Annotated in this window: 18 protein-coding genes; 10 read left to right on the top strand and 8 right to left on the bottom strand. The window is 73.1% G+C overall.

Annotated elements, in window-relative coordinates:
• Nucleotides 1-2: 2 nt before the first annotated feature.
• On the top strand, nucleotides 3-770 hold the full coding sequence (locus AB0F98_RS02975) for a 3-oxoacyl-ACP reductase (protein ID WP_357727711.1): 768 nt from the start codon (nucleotides 3-5) through the stop codon (nucleotides 768-770).
• Between the two features lie 171 nt (nucleotides 771-941).
• Nucleotides 942-3,341 (top strand): SpoIIE family protein phosphatase, encoded by a 2,400-nt coding sequence (locus AB0F98_RS02970; protein WP_357727708.1) that lies wholly within the window; start codon nucleotides 942-944, stop codon nucleotides 3,339-3,341.
• A 46-nt stretch (nucleotides 3,342-3,387) separates the two neighbouring features.
• On the opposite strand, the gene AB0F98_RS02965 is transcribed toward AB0F98_RS02970, so the two are convergent.
• A complete protein-coding gene (locus AB0F98_RS02965; protein ID WP_357727705.1) occupies nucleotides 3,388-3,702 on the bottom strand; it encodes an STAS domain-containing protein in 315 nt (104 codons plus the stop codon).
• Between the two features lie 94 nt (nucleotides 3,703-3,796).
• On the opposite strand from AB0F98_RS02965, the gene map reads away from it, so the two are divergent.
• Both map and AB0F98_RS02955 read left to right on the top strand, forming a co-directional pair.
• Nucleotides 3,797-4,654: a type I methionyl aminopeptidase gene (gene map / locus AB0F98_RS02960; protein WP_357727702.1), complete on the top strand. Its 858-nt coding sequence runs from the start codon at nucleotides 3,797-3,799 to the stop codon at nucleotides 4,652-4,654.
• Nucleotides 4,651-5,364, top strand: a complete 714-nt coding sequence (locus AB0F98_RS02955; protein ID WP_357727699.1) for a VIT1/CCC1 transporter family protein — start codon at nucleotides 4,651-4,653, stop codon at nucleotides 5,362-5,364. The genes map and AB0F98_RS02955 overlap by 4 nt, the downstream gene beginning before the upstream one ends.
• A gap of 106 nt (nucleotides 5,365-5,470) precedes the next feature.
• Here AB0F98_RS02955 and AB0F98_RS02950 read toward each other — a convergent pair whose 3' ends face one another.
• The 7 genes from AB0F98_RS02950 to AB0F98_RS02920 form a co-directional block, all read right to left on the bottom strand.
• Nucleotides 5,471-6,208 (bottom strand): nucleotidyltransferase domain-containing protein, encoded by a 738-nt coding sequence (locus AB0F98_RS02950; RefSeq protein ID WP_357727696.1) that lies wholly within the window; start codon nucleotides 6,206-6,208, stop codon nucleotides 5,471-5,473.
• Nucleotides 6,209-6,336: 128 nt separating this feature from the next.
• The gene (locus tag AB0F98_RS02945) at nucleotides 6,337-6,840 is read right to left on the bottom strand and encodes a nitroreductase family deazaflavin-dependent oxidoreductase (RefSeq protein WP_357727693.1); all 504 of its coding nucleotides are present in this window, start codon (nucleotides 6,838-6,840) and stop codon (nucleotides 6,337-6,339) included.
• A gap of 69 nt (nucleotides 6,841-6,909) precedes the next feature.
• A complete protein-coding gene (locus AB0F98_RS02940) occupies nucleotides 6,910-9,702 on the bottom strand; it encodes an FtsX-like permease family protein (protein ID WP_357727689.1) in 2,793 nt (930 codons plus the stop codon).
• Nucleotides 9,699-10,433 carry an ABC transporter ATP-binding protein gene (locus AB0F98_RS02935; RefSeq protein WP_357727687.1) on the bottom strand — a complete coding sequence of 245 codons (735 nt, stop codon included), beginning with the start codon at nucleotides 10,431-10,433 and terminating at the stop codon, nucleotides 9,699-9,701. The genes AB0F98_RS02940 and AB0F98_RS02935 overlap by 4 nt, the downstream gene beginning before the upstream one ends.
• Nucleotides 10,430-11,029 (bottom strand): PadR family transcriptional regulator, encoded by a 600-nt coding sequence (locus AB0F98_RS02930; RefSeq protein WP_357727684.1) that lies wholly within the window; start codon nucleotides 11,027-11,029, stop codon nucleotides 10,430-10,432. Before AB0F98_RS02930 ends, AB0F98_RS02935 begins: the two co-directional genes overlap by 4 nt.
• 66 nt (nucleotides 11,030-11,095) lie before the next feature.
• A complete protein-coding gene (locus AB0F98_RS02925; protein ID WP_357727681.1) occupies nucleotides 11,096-11,545 on the bottom strand; it encodes a ferritin-like domain-containing protein in 450 nt (149 codons plus the stop codon).
• Nucleotides 11,542-11,991: a hypothetical protein gene (locus AB0F98_RS02920; RefSeq protein WP_357729037.1), complete on the bottom strand. Its 450-nt coding sequence runs from the start codon at nucleotides 11,989-11,991 to the stop codon at nucleotides 11,542-11,544. Before AB0F98_RS02920 ends, AB0F98_RS02925 begins: the two co-directional genes overlap by 4 nt.
• A 230-nt stretch (nucleotides 11,992-12,221) precedes the next feature.
• On the opposite strand from AB0F98_RS02920, the gene rimP reads away from it, so the two are divergent.
• From rimP to rbfA, 6 genes are all read left to right on the top strand, one after another.
• Entirely contained in the window at nucleotides 12,222-12,896 is a 675-nt protein-coding gene (gene rimP, locus AB0F98_RS02915) for a ribosome maturation factor RimP (RefSeq protein WP_357727678.1), read from the top strand.
• Nucleotides 12,893-13,936, top strand: coding sequence for a transcription termination factor NusA (nusA, locus tag AB0F98_RS02910; RefSeq protein WP_357727675.1), 1,044 nt, complete (start codon nucleotides 12,893-12,895; stop codon nucleotides 13,934-13,936). Before rimP ends, nusA begins: the two co-directional genes overlap by 4 nt.
• 15 nt (nucleotides 13,937-13,951) lie before the next feature.
• The gene (locus AB0F98_RS02905) at nucleotides 13,952-14,284 is read left to right on the top strand and encodes a YlxR family protein (protein WP_357727672.1); all 333 of its coding nucleotides are present in this window, start codon (nucleotides 13,952-13,954) and stop codon (nucleotides 14,282-14,284) included.
• 93 nt (nucleotides 14,285-14,377) lie between these two features.
• Nucleotides 14,378-17,398 (top strand): translation initiation factor IF-2, encoded by a 3,021-nt coding sequence (gene infB, locus AB0F98_RS02900; protein WP_357727669.1) that lies wholly within the window; start codon nucleotides 14,378-14,380, stop codon nucleotides 17,396-17,398.
• Nucleotides 17,399-17,488: 90 nt separating this feature from the next.
• On the top strand, nucleotides 17,489-17,782 hold the full coding sequence (locus tag AB0F98_RS02895; protein WP_357727666.1) for a DUF503 domain-containing protein: 294 nt from the start codon (nucleotides 17,489-17,491) through the stop codon (nucleotides 17,780-17,782).
• Between the two features lie 161 nt (nucleotides 17,783-17,943).
• Entirely contained in the window at nucleotides 17,944-18,426 is a 483-nt protein-coding gene (rbfA, locus tag AB0F98_RS02890; RefSeq protein WP_357727663.1) for a 30S ribosome-binding factor RbfA, read from the top strand.
• Nucleotides 18,427-18,468 lie beyond the last annotated feature (42 nt).

The raw sequence follows: 18,468 nt of genomic DNA, 5'->3' as shown, positions 1-18,468 counted from the left end.
GGGTGCGGGATCGGTTGCGGGACCGGGTGGCCGTGGTCACCGGCGCGGGCAGCGGGATCGGGCTGGCCACGGTGCGGCGGTTCGCCACCGAGGGTGCCCGCGTGATCTGCGTGGACATCGACGCGGCGGCGGGCGAGCGGGCCGCGGCCGAGGTGGGCGGTGAGTTCGTCGCGGCGGACGTCGCCGACGAGGCAGCCGTCCGGGAGTTGTTCGACGGGGTGGTCGAACGACACGGCCGGGTCGACGTGGCGTTCAACAACGCCGGCATCTCCCCGCCGGACGACGACTCCATCCTGGAGACCGGGCTCGACGCCTGGGAGCGGGTGCTGCGGGTCAACACCACGAGCGTCTACCTGTGCTGCAAGTACGTGATCCCGCACATGCGGCGGCAGGGCCGGGGCTCGATCATCAACACCGCCTCGTTCGTGGCGTTGATGGGCGCGGCCACCTCGCAGATCGCGTACACCGCGAGCAAGGGCGGTGTCCTGGCGATGACCCGGGAGTTGGGCGTGCAGTTCGCCCGGGAGGGGATCCGGGTGAACGCCCTCTGTCCCGGCCCGGTCGCGACCCCGCTGCTGCTCGAACTCTTCGCCGCCGACCCGGAACGGGCCGCCCGCCGGCTGGTACACGTGCCGATGGGCCGGTTCGGCAGCCCCGAGGAGATCGCTGCGGCGGTGGCGTTCCTGGCCAGCGACGACGCGTCCTTCATGACCGCCACGCAGTTCGTGGTGGATGGCGGCATCACCGGGGCGTACGTCACCCCGCTCTGACACGTCCTCTCCCGGCGGTGCGCGACGGCGGGCGACGGCCCGCCCGGCCGGCGCGAGGCGCCAAAACAGCGCGCCGCGAGGCAGAAGTGTTACGTCGCGGGCCCGCCTGGGTACAAGGCGGTGCACGGCAACTTGAAGATCATCCTCGGAGCGGCCGGGCCGGGAGGTTGCATGAGTTCGGCGCTGGGGGACGCGGGCGCGGCGCGCTTGGGGGCCACCGACGGGGAACTGTCCCCGCAGCTGGCCGCGGCGTTCGCCGCCGGCGGCGAGATGGGGCGGCGTCTCGCCGGCTTCGACTGGTCCGGCACGCCGCTGGGACACCCCCGGCACTGGCCGGCCGCTCTCGTGAACGCGGTGGGCATGATGCTCGCCTCCAGCGCGCAGATCGTCATGTTCTGGGGCGAGGACGAGCTCGCCTTCTACAACGACGCCTACCTGCCGACGATCGGCGGCAAGCACCCGGACGCGCTCTGCCAGCCGGCCCGTACGCACTGGGCCGAGACCTGGGACGTGCTCGCGCCGCTGCTGGCGGGGGTACGCCGAACGGGTCGCTCCTACCACGCCGAGGACCACCCGTTCCTGCTCGACCGGCACGGGTTCCTGGAGCAGACGTACTTCAACGTCTCGTACGATCCGGTCCGCGTCGCGGACGGCTCGGTCGGCGGTGTCTTCTGCATCGTCGCCGAGACGACCGGCCGGGTGCTCGGCGAGCGGCGACTGCGTCTGCTGGCCGAGCTCGGCTCCGAACTCGCCGACGTCGGAACCGCCACCGCACTCGGACAGGCCGCCGCCGCGGTGCTCGACCGGCACCGGTCGGACGTCCCGTTCGCCCAGGTCTGGCTGCGCGACGAGGCGCAGCAGCTCACCCTCGTGGGGCACAGCGGTGCTGTGCCACCGGCAGCCGCACCGGCGGCGCTCGTCCGGGCGCTCGACAATCGCGTCGGCAGCGCCGCGGCGCGCGACCTGCTCGACGAACCGCCGGTCGAAGCCGCCGACCGGGCGCTCCTGCTGCCGATCACCGCGGCGAACCAGACCGCCGGCGTCCTGGTCGTGGGGGTGTCCCGCCGTCTCCCGTTGACCGGCGGCTACCGCGACCTCTTCAACCTGGTGGCGGTCCAGATCTCCCGATCGGTGGAACGTGGCCAGATCATCCGGCGCCTGCGGGCGCTCGCCGACGCGGCGGTGGCGGTCAACACCGCCCGCTCGACCGCGGACGTGCTCCGCGTCGCCGCCCGGCACGCGCTCAACCTCGTCGAGGTGGTCCGGGTGATGGTGACCGCGGGTGGGATCCGTGCCGAGGAGGACACCGGGGGCGGCGCCGTGACGGACCCCTCGTTCGTGCTCGCGCTCACCGGTACCGGCACCGCGCCGCTGGGAGAGCTGCGGGTGTGGGGTCCGGCCATCGACGGCGCGGAGACCGACGAGGCGGCGCTGACCCAGCTGGCGCGGCTGGTCGGCGTGCGGCTGGAGAACGCCCAGCTCTTCGAGGCCGAGCACCGGGTCGCCACCACCCTGCAGCACAGCCTGCTGCCCCGGTCGCTGCCCCGACTGGCCGGCGCGGTGGTGGCCAGCCGGTACCTGCCGGGCACGGCCGACGTCGAGGTCGGCGGCGACTGGTACGACGCGATCGTCCTGAACGGTCAGGAGCTGGTGCTCGTCATCGGGGACGTGGTCGGCAAGGGTGTGCAGGCGGCCGCCGCGATGGGTCAGCTGCGCAACGCGCTGCGTGCGTACCTGCTCGAGGGCTACGACCCGGGGGAGTCGTTGACCCGGTTGAACCGCCTGGTCGCGTCGACCGAGCGCCGCTCCTTCGCCACCGTGTTCTGCCTGCTCTTCCATCCGGGCACCGGGCGCCTGCGGTACGCGAGTGCCGGCCACCCGTCCCCGTTGCTGATCGGCGGGGGCGCGGTGGCCTTCCTGCACGACCGTGCCTTGGGGCCGCCGGTGGGGGCCGTGCCGGACGGCACGTATCGCACCGTCGAGGGGGAACTGCCGTGCGGTAACCGCCTCCTGCTCTACACCGACGGCCTGATCGAGGATCGGCAGGTCGACATCGACGAGGCCCTGACGCGGCTGTGCGCCGACGCGGCCCGCCCGCGCGAGCACGTGGCGGACCTGATCGACGCCCTGCTGGGGCAGGTCGACGGACGGCCCCGGCGGGACGACGTGGCGGTGATCGCGCTGGAGGCGGCCGAACCGCACCGGTTCAGCCTGCGTCTGCCGGCCGACCCGACCCGACTCAGCGTGCTGCGCAAGCGGCTGGAGGACTTCTTCGAGGCGCACGGTGTCGGCGATACGGATCTCTTCGACCTGACCGTGGCGATCTCCGAGGCCGCCGCCAACGCGATCGAGCATCCGGTCGATCCGGCCGAGCCCACGATCGGTGTCGAGGTGGCGATCGAGGACCGGACCGTGGTCGCCACGGTGCGGGACAGCGGGCGCTGGCGGGAGCCGACCGGTGCCGGATTCCGGGGTCGTGGGCTGTCGTTGATCCGGGCATTGGGTGAGCTGTCCGTCGGGCGTACCCCCACCGGTACCGAGGTGACACTGCGCCGCCGGTTGCAGGAGTGAAGGTGCAACCGCGCCGGCGTGGCCGGGCGGTGGGCGGCGCCGCCGGTCAGTCCGGTCGCAACCAGGCCTGACCGCCGAGGCCGGAGATGTCGAGCACCCGGCGGACCTGCCGGGACGGCAGCACGGTGAGCGCGTCGGGGAGCTGCCGGGCGAGCCGGACCAGGGCGTGGATCGCGGCCGAGTCGAAGAACGTGACCGCACGCAGGTCGAGCGTCACCCGGGCGGCGGGTTCGCGCAGCGCCGTCTGGTACATCGTGTCCGCGGTGGCCATGTCGACCTCGCCGGTCACCGTGACGCGGACGTGGTCGTCGGCGGTCTCGACGGTGGCCGAGAAGACGGGCGGCGGGGCCCCTAGATCCACCCCGCAACCATGGCACAGCGGGGCAGACGGGGCAACAAGCGTCGGACGCCCACCGCGACGGGACCGGGCCGTGTCGCGGCGATAGGCTGGTTCCATGACCGTCCGTGCGCCGCTGACCCCAGGCACGCTCTCCCCGATGCGAGCTGTTCCCGCCCGCATCGCCCGCCCGGAGTACGTGGGCAAGAAGGCGCCCAAGGAGTGGCGTGGGTCGCACGTGCAGACTCCGGAGACGATCGAGAAGATGCGGGTCGCGAGCCGGCTGGCCGCGCAGGCGACCCAGCTCGCCGGGGAGCACTGCAAGCCGGGCGTGACCACCGACGAGATCGACCGGGTGGTGCACGAATTTCTCTGCGACCACGGCGCGTACCCGTCGACGCTCGGTTACCGGGGCTTCCCGAAGTCGTGCTGCACCAGCCTCAACGAGGTCATCTGCCACGGCATCCCGGACTCCACCGTGCTGCAGGACGGCGACATCATCAACGTCGACGTCACCGCGTACCTCAACGGGGTGCACGGCGACACGAACGCCACCTTCTGCGTCGGCGAGGTGAGCGAGGAGGCCCGGCTGCTGGTCGAGCGGACCCGCGAGGCGATGATGCGGGGCATCCGCGCGGTCGCCCCGGGTCGGCAGATCAACGTGATCGGCCGGGTCATCGAGTCGTACGCCAAGCGGTTCGGCTACGGCGTGGTCCGCGACTTCACCGGCCACGGCATCGGGGAGTCCTTCCACAGCGGGCTCTACGTGCCGCACTACGACAGCCCCCGGCCGACCGAGGTCATCGAGCCGGGCATGACGTTCACCATCGAGCCGATGATCACGCTCGGCACCTACCAGTACGACATGTGGGACGACGGCTGGACCGTGGTCACCAAGGACCGGAAGTGGACGGCCCAGTTCGAGCACACCATCCTGGTGACCGAGGACGGCCACGAGATCCTGACCCTGCCGTGACCGATGGTCCGGCCGCCTTGCGTGAGGCACACCACGCGGACGTCTCCGGTGGCTGGCTCCGGCCGGCCGTGTTCGGAGCCATGGACGGGCTGGTCACCAACATCGCCCTGATCGCCGGCGTCGGCGGCGGCGGGGTGTCGCCACGCAGCATCGTGCTCACCGGCGCGGCCGGGCTGGTGGCCGGCGCGATCTCGATGGGGCTGGGCGAGTACACGAGCGTCCGGTCGGCCAACGAGCAGGTCGCCGCGGAGGTGGCCAAGGAACGGCGGGAGCTGGAGCGGCACCCCGAGGCGGAGGCCCGGGAGTTGGCCGACGCGTGGGTGGCCCGAGGGCTGCCCCGGGACCTCGCCCAGCAGGTCGCCGAGGCGGTCCGCCGCAACCCGGAGGAGGCGCTGCGGGTGCACGTCCGGGAGGAGTTGGGCGTCGACCCGGACGACCAGCCCAGTCCCTGGGCGGCGGCGATCTCGTCGTTCTTCTTCTTCTCCGCCGGGGCGCTCGTGCCGTTGCTGACCTACCTGCTCGGCTTCACGAACCTCTGGCTCGCCCTGGGCGTCGGCGGGCTCGGCCTCTTCGCCGCCGGGGCGGTGGTGGCCCGGTTCACCAACCGGCCCTGGTGGTCCAGCGGGCTTCGCCAGCTCCTGCTGGGCGCCCTGGCCGCCGCCGCCACGTACGGCATCGGCACCCTGATAGGCACGAACGCTCTCGCCTGACCCTCAACCCCCAGGGGCTCAGGCCGCCTCCGCCACGGAAAGAGGGGCTGTCACCCAGGGGATGGCCACTCTTTCCGTGAACGAGGCCGACCGGGAACTGGGAAGGTCAGGGGGTGAGGAGTTCGTCGACGGTGCCGTCGACGGGCTGGCCGCGGGCGGCCAACTCCTCGGCCTGCCGGGTCAGCACCGCGCCCACCTCGGTCATGTCCGCACCGGCCAGGCCGGTACGCCGAACCGCGTCGCCCGGGTCACGGAAGTAGGTGCGGCCGAGCAGGCCGTTGACCGTCGCCGCAGCCAGCCGGGCCTTGCCGAGCATGAGTAGGGCCTGGTCCGTCTCGTACCACTCGGCGAGCTTGGCGGCCCGGGCGTGCGCCGCGTACCCCCGGTACCAGGCCTGCCGCGCGGCGGCACTGAATTCGGCCGGCCGGGCCCGGGCCAACCGGCCGAGGTGCTCGTCGCGCAGGGTGCGCAGCCAGCCGGTCGGGTCGTGCAGGGGCCGGGTGGTGACGTACCGGTCGGCGGCCAGCGGCCAGCGTGAATCGATCACCCGGGCCTGCCGGAGGTATTCGTCGGCGCCGGCCACGCTCAGGTCGACCAGCACCTTGTCCACCCGGCGGGTCGCCGGGACCGGCCCCGTACCCGGCCGGTAGGTCACCACGAGCACCCCGACCTCGCCGTCACCGCCGCCGTCGTCGTCGCCGTGGGCCAGCGGACCGTGCACCGCGACGGCGAGCACATCGGCGGGAAAGCGGCGTTGCGCGGCTTGCGCCACCTGCTCGGCGACCGTCCATCGGGGGTCGGCCAGGTGCCGGTCTGTCTCGACGTCCTCGCTGTCGGTATGCACGCCGGCCACTCCTGCGACGTTTGTGGGACGCGCGCGTCCGCTGCCCGGTCAGGGGGTCGACGGCAGGCCTGCGCAGCCCGTTTCATCGACCGCAGGCGCCGCCGGCCGGTCAGGCCCGCGCCGCTTCATCACCCTAGTGCGGCTTCGCCGTCGACCGGCGCGCCGCGCCCGGTCGGAACCAGCCGGAAGACGCGGATCTCCCGGCCGCCGGCCCGCCGCTCGTACGTCCGGTAGGCCGGCCACTCGGTGACCAGCAACTGCCAGAGGCGGTCACGTTCGGCGCCGGTGGCGAGTTCGGCACGTACCGGGATCAGGCGACCCTTCACGGCCACCTCCGCCGCAGGCTCGGCGAGCAGGTTCAACGACCAGCCGGGCTGGTGGGTCTGGCCCCAGTTCGAGCCGACCACCACGTACGCGTCGCCGTCCGGCACGTAGAGCAGCGGGTTGCTCCGCGGCTTGCCGGAGCGGCGGCCGGTGGTGGTCAGGATCAGGGAGGGGACGAGCCCGAGTGCGACCACCCGACCCCGGGTGAGCCGCCCCACGGCCCGATCGGCCGGCACCAGGAGGCGGGCGGCGGCGCCGAACCAGCGGTGGTGGCCGACGCGGCGGGTGATGGCTCCGAGCACGGACACGGGGACAGTCTGCCGCCTGGCGGGTTCCGGCGACACCCCTCGCACGGCCGTCGGCACGGGCTGCACGGCTCAGTCGAGGCGGCGCTCGATCGGCAGCCGTGACCGGGTGAACAGCCCCGCGCCGAGCATCGCCACCAGTGGCACCACCACGAGGACGCCGAGCGTCGCCCAGGGCACGACGAGCGGGTACGGATCCTGGATCGGCCAGGTGTCCGCGTACTGCCGGTTCCTCGAGCTGAGGATGATGACGGCGGTGCCGAGGCCGGCCACGATGCCGAGCACCGAGCCGAGGCCGGCGATCACTCCGGCCTGGCAGAGCGCGAGCATCCGGCGTACCCGCGGGCTGGCCCCGACCGCGGCGAGGATGGACAGATCGGCGCGGCCCTCGGCGGCGGCGAGCCCCGTGGCGATCCCCGCCGCACCCAAGGTGATCATGCCTGCCGCGGCGACGAGCAGGAGCAGCAGCGGGTCGTTGAAGGACGGCCGGCCCCGGTTCACATCCAGGACGAACTCGCCGTACGGCCGCAACGCGTCGACGAGCCGTTGCTGCTGTTGCTCGTCGGGCGCTTCCGGAACCGGGATCGCCCAGGACCGGGTGTACCAGGTCAGGCCGAGCCGGGTGGCCGCCGTGGAGGAGAGCACCAGCCGGGTGGGCCCGACGGCGTCTGGCAGCGCGTAGCCGGTCAGCACGCTCACCGTGCGGGCCGCGGACTGCGTCCCCTCGGTCTCGAGGGTGCGATCCACCGCGACCGCCACGGAGCCCCGGTGCAGGTAGCGCGGATCGGTCACCACCACGCCACCGGCCCGCAGCACGGCGGTGGCCGCCGCGGTCTGCTCCGCGGAGGAGCCGGTGAGCACCGGCAGCGCGGTGCCGTCGTCCACGAGGACCTGGAAGTACTCGCTGTCGAAGCCGGGATCGGACAGCTGGCAGCGGGGGTCGGCGCGGGCGAGGCGGCGCTGCTCCACGCTCAGCCCGTCGCCCGGCCGCCAGGGGCAGACCTGATCCGGCGGCAGCACCGGTTCGGCCGAGCAGGTTTCCGGCGGTCGGCGCTCCCGATCACATCCCGCGAAGTTCATCGGCGTCACGGTGTCCGCACCGAGGTGGGCGCGGGCCGCCGAGGCGAGTTCGGCGAGCGGTGGTGGCCGACCGTCCTGCTCCGTCCAGAACAACTGCGCCGTCCCGCTGGGCACGCCGGGCTGAAAGTTCTTGGCGTCCCGGGCCGAGTCACTGGCCAGGTAGGTGCCGAGCGCGACGCTCGCGGCGACGGCGGCCATCACGGCGGAGATGGCGGGTGCGGCGGATGCGCGGTTGCGGCTCGCGTCGCGCAGTGCGATCCGCGGTGCCAGCGGCAACGCCCGGCCGAGGCGGGCGAGCAGGCCGATCAGCGTGGGGGTGCAGAAGACCAGGCCCAGCTCGCCGAGGATCAGGCCGATGAGAATCACCCAGGTGCGGGTCTGGGTGGCACCGAAAGCGGCGATCATGGCACCGCCGGCCGTCAGGGCCGATCCGAGCGCCAACCAGCGGCCGTGGCTGCGGGGTGGGGTACGCCGGCCGGCCAATCCGGCCACCACGTCCTGCCGGGCCGCCGTCCAGGCCGGTGCCAGCGCGGCGAGCACCCCGGCCAGCACCGCGACTCCGCTGATCGCCACCAAGGCCACTGGCCAGCAGCGGTACCCGCCGAAGCGGGCGCCGAAGATGTACTGCTCGACGAGGGGACGGGCGGCGAACGCCGCCACCACGCCGAGCAGCAGACCGGCCGCGGCCCCGAGGACACCCAGCACCACCCCGTCGGCCAGTACCACCCGGCGCAGCTGTGCGGCATCTCCACCGGCCACCGCGACCAGGGCGAGGTCGCGGCGCCTCCGGCGTACGCCGACCGCGAAGGCGGGTCCGACGAGCAGCACCACCTCCAGCAGACCCAGCCCGCTGATCAGCACGCCGGTGCCGAGGTCACCCACGTCGGCGGTACCCGAGCCGGGCCAGGCGTGCAGGAACGGATGCTCGTCGGCGCCGGTGTGTCTGATGACGACGAAGCCCCGCTCGTTGAGCCGCTGGACGAGGCCGGCGTTCATCGTCCTCGGCAGGTCGACCAGCCAGCTCGCCTCGGTGGTCCCGGGCTCGGGGGGCGCAACCGCGGACGGGTGCAGGGCGATGAGCGGGCCCAGGTCGTCCGGAAACTCGACCACCCCGACGACGCGGTACGAGCCGCCGTCCGCGCGGAAAACCGTGTCGCCGAGCCGTGCGCGTAGGTCCCGTAGGGCGGCCCGGCTCGCCGCGATCTCGTCGGGACCGGCCGGAGCCCGTCCCTCCCGTAGCCGCGCCGCACCCCGGGCGAGCGGATCGGTGAGATCGAGCGCCCGGCCGACGAGGTTGTTCCGCCGACCGTCCACCCTGAGGTCGACCGGAATCCATCCGCGCACCTCGGCGACCCGGCTCCCCGGCCCGAGCAGCCGCGTGACCAGTTCGGTGGTGGGCGGCACGCCTGCGGTCACGCCCGCTTCGTCACGGGGAAACCATTCCTCGCCCCACTCGTCCTGGACGACCGGGAAATCGCCGGCCCAGTTCAGCCTGGCGTCGGCGATGCCGACCTGGCGGGCGATCCGCTCGTTCCGGGTCAGCTCCGACATGTCGTAGCTGGCCGCGAGGAAGGTCAACGCCAGCACCGGCAGCGTGATCATGGCCAGCACCAGACCGGTCCGGCCGCGGGCCCGTCGCGCCTCCCGCCGGGCGATACGCAGCGCCGCCCGCCACGACCCGATCAGTTCGGCGCCGCGCCGCCGGCCGTCGACGACGGACGGCGGCGGGTCCGCCGGTCGCGAGTCGGCCCGGAGGCGGATACGGGCGCCGGGGCGTACGGTCACCGGCCGCTGCCGCTCAACAGCTGCTCGACGCTGCTCAACGGTGCCGTCGAGTCGACCAGCACCCCGTCGCGTAGGAAGATCACCCGGTCCGCCCAGCCGGCGTGCCGCGCCTCATGGGTGACGAGCAGTCCGGCCGCGCCGGCGTCCACCCGGCGGCGCAGCAGATGCAGCACCGCCTCGCCGGTCTGCGAGTCCAACGCGCCGGTCGGCTCGTCGGCCAGGACCAGCCGCCGTTCACCCACCAGCGCCCGGGCGATCGCCACCCGTTGCTGCTGACCGCCGGAGAGCTGGTCCGGGAAACGGTCGCCCAGTTCGGGCAGGCCCACCTCGGCGAGCGCGGCCAGGGCCAGCGCGCGGGCGCGCCGCACCCCGGTGCCGTCGAGCTCCAGTGGCAGCGCCACGTTCTCCACCGCGTTCAGGCTGCCCAGCAGGTTGAGGTCCTGGAAGATGTAGCCCACCCGGCGTCGGCGCAGCTGGGCCAGCCCGCGACGGTCGAGCGAGGCCAGCGGTTGCCCGTCGACGTGTACCTCCCCGGCGGTCGGACTGTCGAGGCCGCCGGCCAGCGCCAACAGGGTGGACTTGCCCGACCCGGACGGCCCCATCACAGCGACCAGTTCGCCGGGCTGCACGGCCAGACTCACTCCACGCAGGGCGTGTACGGCGGCCGGGCCGGTGCCGTGGGTGCGGTGGACGTCACGCAGCTCGAGGACGGCGCCGTCCACTCCGCTCACCGCCGCGCCTCCTCGTCGGTCGGTAGCACCGCCTCGGCGGATCCGTCCACTTCGACCGGCAGTCGCCGTCCAGAAACGCCGGGCCGGTAGCGCACGAGGCTGGTCTCGCAGTGGTCCAACCAACGCACCTCGGCCTCGGCCTGGAACACCATGGCGTCCAGCACCAGCCGCCAGGGCAGCTCCTCCGGCTGGTCGCTGGCGTACTTCAACCGGGTCAACTCCTGCAACGTCCGCATGGTCGCGGCGCGCTGGGTCTGCACCACCGACCGTACGTCCACCCCGGGGGTGGTGAGTGCGAGAGCCAGCTTGATCGCCAGCTCGTCGCGGGGCCGGTCGGTCCGGCTCACGGGGGTGGCGAACCACAACGTGAGGTCGGCCCGGCCGGCGTCGGTGATCTCGTACGGGCGCTGCCCGGCTTCGCTCTCCGGCAGGGAACGCACCAGCCCGTCCCGCTCGAGACGGGCGAGCGTGGTGTACACCTGCCCGATGTTCAGCGGCCAGGTCGAGCCGGTCGACTCCTCGAACGCGGCGCGCAGCTGGTAGCCGTACATCTGGCCGCGTTCGAGCAGGGCGAGCAGCCCGTGACGGATGGACATGGCCCGGAGTATGCATACCTGGTATGCGGTCCGCAACCGGTGGTGATCTGCGCCGCTCCGGACGCCTCAGGTGGATCGACCGGGGAACGGCACGGTCAGCGGGGTGATCTTCGCCGTCCGCCGCCAGCGGGTGGCCCGCACGGCGTAGTCGACCAGGGCGTCCAGCGCCTGGTCACGATCGCTGCCGCTGGTGGCGGCCAGCGCCGCCCGCCAGTGCGCCGCCGTACGCTCCTCGACCTCGATCGCCAGCCGCAGCGCGCTCGCCCGGTCGGTGATCGGGAACGGCAGCGTGTACCCGGCCCGGTCCGGCGGGACGGTGGCGCCCGCCGTGCTGAGCTGCACGACCAGCGCGTCCCGGCGGCGCCGGTGCGCGGCCTCGGCCTGCCGGGCGTCCGTGCGAGCCGAGCCGGAGAGCCGTACCCCGATCGGACCATAGGCGAAGATGGCCGCGTACTCGGCGTTGAGCGCCGCGGCGAGCGCCTCGGCGGGCGTGGGCGGTGCGCTGCGCTCGCTCACTTCAGGGCCTCCAGGTGGGTGGCGCGGGCGGCCGCGATCGAGCCGACGAGCGCGGCACGTGCCGCGGGTGCGGCGGCGCAGGCCGTCACGGCGCCGTCCCGGCCGACGCGTTCCCGCTGCCGAAGGTCGGCGATGGTGGCGTCCGGGTCGGTGGCGGTGCTGCTGCCCGGTGTCGCGCCGGCCGACGGGAGGTCGACCCCCAGAACCCCGGCGAGTTCGGCGGCGTGCGCCTGGTGTGCCTCGGCGATCGGGGTGAGCCGTGCGGCAAGGTCGGTGTGCGCCGTGGCGGCGTCCCGGTACGCGGCGGCGAGCGCCAGCGACTCGTCGAGCAGCGGCCGCAGCGGGTCGGGCGGCCGGGGTGCCGCCTCCTCGCGGCCGAAGGGGTCGCAGGCGGTCAGCGGTGCCGCCGCGGCACCGAGGGCCAACAGCCCTCCGGTGCGCAGCAGATTGCGCCGGGAATGCCGGGATGCGTCGATGCGCTGTGCATTCGTGCCTCTGACCACCGCACAAGTCAACACCATCCGCCACGGTCGGTGGGGCATCGCTGTCGGTGCGCCGCCCGGCCGGGTGGCTGCGCGGCGCGTTACGCTCTGCGCAGCCACCGGGCGCGTCCGCCCCGGTGGCGTGCCGGCATGGGGCGGGACAAGGGTCGCCGCTTGGTAGGAGAGGGTGCGAGATGACGCAGCGTGGCCGTGCCACCAGGTCGACGGGGCGGCCCCGCGGCGCGGAGCGCCCCCGCGGTGGCGACCTCGCCGCCCGGCGTAACCGGTTGCGGGACGTGATCGAGCCGGTGGTCGCCGAGGCGGGCTACGACCTCGAGGACCTCTCCGTCTCCCGGGCCGGCCGGCGGCACGTGGTGCGGGTGATCGTGGACGCCGACGGCGGGATCAACCTGGACGCCGTCGCGGACGTCTCCCGGGCGGTCTCCGCCGCGCTCGACTCCGCGGAGGAGACCGGCGGTGACATCGTCGCCGGCGAGTACCAGTTGGAGGTCAGCTCGCCGGGCGTGGACCGGCCGCTCACGCTGCCCCGGCACTGGCGGCGGAACGTCGGCCGGCTGGTCAAGGTGACCACCCGGGCCGCCGCGGCGCTGCCGGAGCAGCGTGGTGAGCAGCCGACCGGCGACCGGCAGGTGACCGGCAGGATCGTGACGGCCGACGACGAGCGCGTGGTGTTGGAGACCGACACCGGCCGCGCGGAGTGGGCCTACGCCGAACTCGGCCCCGGGCGGGTGCAGGTGGAGTTCAGCCGCCTCGACGAGATCGATGAGGCGGACGAGTTCGATGACACCGGTGAGACCGGTGATTCAGACGAGATCGACGACGAAGATGTGGAGGACGAGGAGAGGTGAACATCGACCTCGCGGCGCTGCGCGCACTCGAGCGCGAGCGGGAGATCCCGTTCGACACGATCCTCGCGGCGATTGAGACCGCGTTGCTCACCGCGTATCGGCACACCGAAGGTGCCGAGCCGCACGCACGAGTGGAGATCGACCGCAAGTCCGGCGCGGCCTCGGTGTACGCGCAGGAACTGGACGACGAGGGCGCGGTGGTGCGGGAGTGGGACGACACTCCGCACGACTTCGGCCGGATCGCCGCCATGACCGCCAAGCAGGTGATCCTCCAGCGGCTGCGGGAGGCCACCGACGAGGCCCACTTCGGTGAGTACGTCGGCCGGGACGGTGACCTGGTCACCGGCGTGGTGCAGGCGCACGAGGCGCGGGCCGAGAAGGGCATCGTCAGCGTCGACCTGGGCAAGCTGGAGGGCGTCCTGCCGCAGTCCGAGCAGGTGCCCGGCGAGCGTTACGTGCACGGTGAGCGCATCCGGTGCGTCGTGGTGCACGTCGCCAAGGGTCTGCGCGGACCGCAGATCACCCTGTCCCGGTCCCACCCGGGGCTGGTGAAGAAGCTCTTCGCGCTCGAGGTGCCCGAGATCGCCGACGGCACCGTGGAGATCGGTGCGATCGCGCGTGAGGCAGGTCACCGTACGAAGATCGCCGTTCGCTCCACCGCGCCGGGTGTCAACGCCAAGGGCGCCTGCATCGGCCCGATGGGTCAGCGGGTCCGGGCCGTGATGAGCGAACTGCACGGCGAGAAGATCGACATCATCGACTGGTCGGACGACCCGGCCACCTTCGTCGGCAACGCGTTGTCGCCGGCGAAGGCACTGCGGGTCGAGGTGGTCGACCTGGCCACCCGGACCGCCCGGGTGACCGTGCCGGACTTCCAGCTCTCGCTCGCGATCGGTCGTGAGGGGCAGAATGCCCGCTTGGCCGCCCGTCTGACCGGTTGGCGCATCGACATTCGTTCCGACGCGGAGCAGTCCGCACCGGCGGGTCGGAGCGGAGCTGATCACGTGCGGGAGCCGGGCAGCGCGATCTCCGGCAGCTAGGGGTAGACTTTCTCAGTGGCACGACGCGCGCAGCCGGAGCGCACCTGTGTGGGTTGTCGGCGGCGAGCGCCGGCCGGCGAACTGCTGCGGGTCGTAGCGGTCGGCGACGAGGCTGGTTACAGTCTCCGGCCCGATCCAGACCGCAGACTGCCGGGTCGGGGAGCGAACATGCACCCGGATCCGGCCTGCTTCGCGCTGGCAGTGCGGCGACGCGCCTTCGGGCGGGCGCTGCGCATCGCCGGGGTCCTCGACCACGGTGAGCTTGCGGAGCACATCGATGCGCCAACCACGACGTCCGGTCATCCCGACCGGGCGCGGGTCGCTAGCAGGGTAGGACGACCGACATGAGCACACGATGAAGTCGCAGAAATGACCAGGCTTCAAGTGCACGAGTGAGGTCGCTGCGGGTGCTGCCCGCACGACCTCGGAGTGAGGAGTGCAGTGGCAGGTAAGGCCCGCGTACACGAGCTTGCGAAAGAGCTCGGGGTCGAAAGCAAGACCGTTCTCGCCAAGCTCAAGGAGATGGGCGAGTTCGTGAAGTCAGCGTCCAGCACCGTTGAGGCGCCTGTCGCCCGACGGCTGCGGGGCGCATTCGTCGCGTCCGCCGGTGGTTCGTCGGCGCCGTCCGCCCCGGCGGCGGCCCCGAGCCCGGCGCCGACCTCGACCCCGACGCCATCCCCGACGCCGACGCCGGCGCCGACCCCGGGTACCCCTCGGGTCTCGGCTCGGCCCATGCCGCCCCGGCGGCCGGCCGCGGCTACCCCTGGACCGAAGCCCAAGGGCCCGGTCCCCGGCCCGCCGCAGCCGGCGACCCCGGTCGCCAAGCCGGCGAGCGCGCACGACATCGAGGTGGCGGCCGCCGAGGCGCGCGCCGCCGCTCTCAAGGCTGAGCAGGAGGCCGCGGTCAAGGCCGCGCAGGCCGCCCGCCAGCAGCAGCGGGAGAACGTCCGCCGGGAGCCTCCGGCCGAGGGCGGTCCCCGTCCGGGTCCGCGTCCGGGTCCGAACGCGGTACCGCCGCGTCCGGGTACCCAGGCGGCCGGTCGTCCCGGTGGCCCGACCCCGGGTCCGGGTCCCCGACCGGGTGGTCGTCCGCCGGCGCGCGGCGCCGGTAACAACCCGTTCGGCATCCAGGGCGGCCAGCAGCAGCGGCCGCCGGCCGCTGGTGCCGGCGGTCCCCGGCCGAGCCCGGCCGGCATGCCGCCGCGGCCCAGCCCGGCCTCGATGCCGCCGCGGCCCAGCCCGGCCTCCATGCCGAGCCAGCGCCCCACCACCGGTCGCCCCGGCGGCCCCGGTGGCGGTCGTGGTGGCCCCGGCGGCGGCGCGGGTCGTCCCGGTGGCGGTGGCTTCCGTGGCGGTCCCGGCGGTGGCGGCGGCGGTGGCGGTGGCTACCGCGGTGGCCCCGGTGGCGGCGGTGGCGGTGGCTACCGTGGCGGTCCGGGCGGCGGTGGCGGTGCTCCGGGTGGCGGTTTCCGTCCGGGTGCCCCGGCCGGTGGCGGCGGTCGCCCCGGTGGCGGCGGTCGTGGCCGTGGCGGTGGCGCCGCGGGTGCCTTCGGGCGTCCGGGTGGTCGGCCGACCCGCGGTCGCAAGTCCAAGAAGCAGCGCAGACAGGAGTTCGACAACCTGTCGGCCCCGACCATGAGCTCGGGCGCCCCCCGGGGTCAGGGTCAGGTCGTCCGGCTCTCCCGTGGCGCCTCGCTGTCGGACTTCGCCGACCGGATCAACGCCAACCCGGGCTCGCTGGTCCAGGAGATGTTCAACCTGGGCGAGATGGTGACGGCGACCCAGTCCTGCTCTGACGACACCCTGCTGCTGCTGGGTGAGCACCTTGGCTTCAACGTGCAGATCGTCAGCCCGGAGGACGAGGACCGTGAGCTGCTCGCGCAGTTCAACATCGACCTCGACGCCGAGGTGGCGGAGGACCGTCTGGTCAGCCGGCCGCCGGTGGTGACCGTCATGGGTCACGTCGACCACGGTAAGACCAAGCTGCTCGACGCGATCCGCAAGGCGAACGTGGTGGCCGGTGAGGCGGGTGGCATCACCCAGCACATCGGTGCCTACCAGGTCCACGTCCCGCACGACGGCGAGGAACGGGCGATCACCTTCATCGACACCCCGGGTCACGAGGCGTTCACCGCCATGCGTGCCCGTGGTGCTCAGGTCACCGACATCGTGATCCTGGTGGTCGCGGCCGACGACGGTGTGATGCCTCAGACGATCGAGGCGCTCAACCACGCCAAGGCGGCGGACGTGCCGATCGTGGTGGCGGTCAACAAGGTCGACAAGCCGGAGGCGAACCCGGACAAGGTCCGCCAGCAGCTGACCGAGTACGGCCTGGTCGCCGAGGAGTACGGCGGCGACACCATGTTCGTCAACGTGGCCGCCAAGCCGGGCATCGGCATCGAGGACCTGCTCGAGGCCGTCCTGCTCACCGCCGACGCGTCGCTGGAGCTGACCGCTCCGATCGACGGGCCGGCGCAGGGTGTGGCCATCGAGGCGCACCTGGACAAGGGCCGCGGTGCGGTGGCGACGGTGCTGGTGCAGAAGGGCACCCTGCGGGCGGGCGACTCGATCGTCGCCGGTGGGGCGCACGGCCGGGTCCGGGCGATGCTCGACGAGAACGGCAACGCGGTGGCCGAGGCGGGCCCGGCCCGTCCGGTGCTGGTGCTCGGTCTGACCGCGGTGCCCGGAGCGGGTGACACGTTCCTGGCGGCCGAGGACGACCGCACGGTGCGGCAGATCGCCGAGCAGCGGCAGGCACGGCGGCGGGCGGCGTCCTTCGCCAACTCGCGCGGCCGGGCCACTCTCGAGACGCTCATGGAGCAGCTCAAGGAGGGCGAGAAGACCTCGCTCAACCTGGTGCTCAAGGGCGATGTCTCCGGTTCGGTGGAGGCTCTCGAGGACGCGCTGTTCAACCTCGACATCCCCGAGGAGGTCCAGCTCAGGATCATCCACCGGGGCGTCGGTGCGATCACCGAGAGCGACGTCATGCTCGCGAGCGCCTCGACCGAGGCGGTCACGATCATCGGCTTCAACGTCCGGGCCGCCAACAAGGTCCGGGAGATCGCCGACCGCGAGGGCGTGGAGATTCGGTACTACACCGTCATCTACCAGGCCATCGAGGAGATCGACGCGGCGCTCAAGGGGCTGCTCAAGCCGGAGTACGAGGAGGTCGAGCTCGGCACCGCGGAGATCCGCGACGTGTTCCGCTCGTCCAAGATCGGCAACATCGCCGGTTGTATCGTCCGCTCCGGTCTCATCCGCCGCAACGCGAAGGCGCGTCTGCTGCGGGACGGGGCGGTCGTGGCCGAGAACCTCACGATCAACTCGTTGAAGCGGTTCAAGGACGACGCCACGGAGGTCCGGGAGGGCTTCGAGTGTGGTCTGACCCTGGGAGGGTTCAACAACTTCCAGGTCGGCGACATCATCGAGACCTTCGAGATGCGGGAGAAGCCGCGGGTCTGATCCCGTGCTGACACGCTGATCAAGGGGTTTACGCCGTACGGCGTAAACCCCTTGATCATGCCGGGTGGGCTGCGGGTATCGTCCGGGGCGATGTTCACCGGAACCGCGGTCTTCGACCTGCTGCTGCCAGGCGACTCCCGGTCGCTCAAGGCGAAGAGATCATACGTACGACCCATCGTCGCGGCGCTGCGCCGCTTCGAGGTCTCCGCCGCCGAGGTGGGGGCGCTCGACCTGCACGGTCGGGCACAGGTGGCGGTGGCCGTGGTGGCCGCCGAGGCGTCGCACGTCCGGGAGGTGCTCGACTCGTGCGAGCGCCTGGTCGCCGGCCGTCCCGAGACCGAACTGCTGTCGGTCCGTCGTCGGCTCTACGGCGAGGACGACTGAACTGCGGCCACGGCCGGCGTCGCCCCCTCGGTGGCGCCGCCCCCGGCTCCGCGCGCCGGGAGAGACCGCGCGGGTAGTGTTCGAGATGTTGGCCGGTCGGGCCGGCGGCGCGTCAGGTGGCCGTGTCCCGGCCGGGAGCGGGACACCGTGGAGGTGGCGAGATGACGGATCCGGCCAAGGTACGCCGGCACGCGGAGCGGGTGCGCGAACTGGTCGCGTCGGTGGTGCGGAGCCAGATCAAGGACCCGCGGCTCGGCATGATCACCATCACCGATGCCCGGATCACCGCTGACTTGCGCGACGCCACGGTCTTCTACACCGTACTCGGCGACGCCGCCGCGCAGGCCGGCACGGCCGCCGCGCTGGAGAGCGCGAAGGGCATGCTGCGCAGCACGGTGGGCAAGGCCCTCGGGCTGCGGCACTCGCCGACCCTGACCTTCGTCCTCGACGACGTCCAGGACCAGGTCAAGCACATCGACGACCTGCTCGCGGCGGCCCGCAGCGCCGACGCCGAGGTGCAGCGGATCGCGGCCAGCGCCCAGTACGCCGGCGACGCCCAGCCGTACCGGCTCGACGAGGACGACGATGCGGACACCGAGGACGCCGAGGACGACAACCCGCCAGCCGGCGGGGAACGGCGGTGAGCGGGTCGTCCGGCACGGCCGCCGTCGTCGAGGCGACCCCGG

This window comes from Micromonospora sp. NPDC023737, from assembly GCF_040639715.1.
In the GTDB taxonomy this organism is placed as follows: domain Bacteria; phylum Actinomycetota; class Actinomycetes; order Mycobacteriales; family Micromonosporaceae; genus Micromonospora.
Note: the sequence above shows the minus strand (reverse complement) of the source record. Positions and strands in the feature narration are given on the sequence as shown.